Origin of the sequence: Vreelandella boliviensis LC1 (assembly GCF_000236035.1) — a bacterium.
In the GTDB taxonomy this organism is placed as follows: Bacteria; Pseudomonadota; Gammaproteobacteria; order Pseudomonadales; family Halomonadaceae; genus Vreelandella; species Vreelandella boliviensis.
This window is the reverse complement of the sequence record NZ_JH393260.1, coordinates 6,951-7,680: the sequence shown is the minus strand read 5'-3', so window position 1 is coordinate 7,680 and position 730 is coordinate 6,951. Positions and strand designations below refer to the sequence as shown.

Here is a 730-nt window from a genome sequence, read left to right as displayed (position 1 = left end):
TTGTCATTGCGAACGCAGTGAAGCAATCTAGGGGTTAATCGCCACCGCAGCTTAAAATTGCCGCGTCGCAAGCTCCTCGCAATGACAGTTGGGGTGTGTCATTGCGCCCCCCTGTCATTGCGATTTCCCCCTTTGTCATTGCGAACGCAGTGAAGCAATCTCGGGGTTAATCGCCACCGCAGCCTAAGATTGCCGCGTCGCAAGCTCCTCGCAATGACAGGCGGGGTGTGTCATTGCGAGCGAAGCGAAGCAATCTCGGTTAATCCGCCCCCGTAAGCTAAGGTCTTTGTACTTTTCATAGTCAAAATGAGAGTACTGACTGCAATGATGCGCCCCCTACCATTACTAATAAAATGAAGTTAGATTAATAAAAATTCATCGCCGAAAGGTCGATTTATGTCGACAGCAAGCAATCTTTATTATGTTTATATGCTGACTAATCGTACTCACCGCGTTCTTTATATAGGAGTTACAAACAACTTGGAGCGCAGGCTTTATGAACACCGCCAAGGTTTAATGCCAGGATTCACCAAAAAGTATCGTTGTCACAAACTTGTATGGCTAGAAGAGTCAAATAGCATAGAAGATGCTATAAGACGCGAAAAACAGCTCAAAGCGGGTTCACGCCAACGTAAAAATGCTCTGATTGACTCGCTTAATCCTGAATGGGATGAGCTTGCCCCGTACTAAGAGCTTTCTGAGCGCCACAATCCCTTATCATTGCGGCTCG

The 730-nt window shown here is 46.8% G+C and carries 1 protein-coding gene; it reads left to right on the top strand.

Translation table 11 applies throughout. The features are described from left to right. Positions 1–396: 396 nt before the first annotated feature. A complete protein-coding gene (locus KUC_RS17050; protein WP_208854502.1) occupies positions 397–690 on the top strand; it encodes a GIY-YIG nuclease family protein in 294 nt (97 codons plus the stop codon). Positions 691–730: the final 40 nt, after the last annotated feature.

Coding starts and splice junctions, on each gene's coding strand:
- KUC_RS17050 (WP_208854502.1), top strand. CDS start 397: ATGTCGACAGCAAGCAATCTTTATTATGTTTATATGCTGACTAATCGT.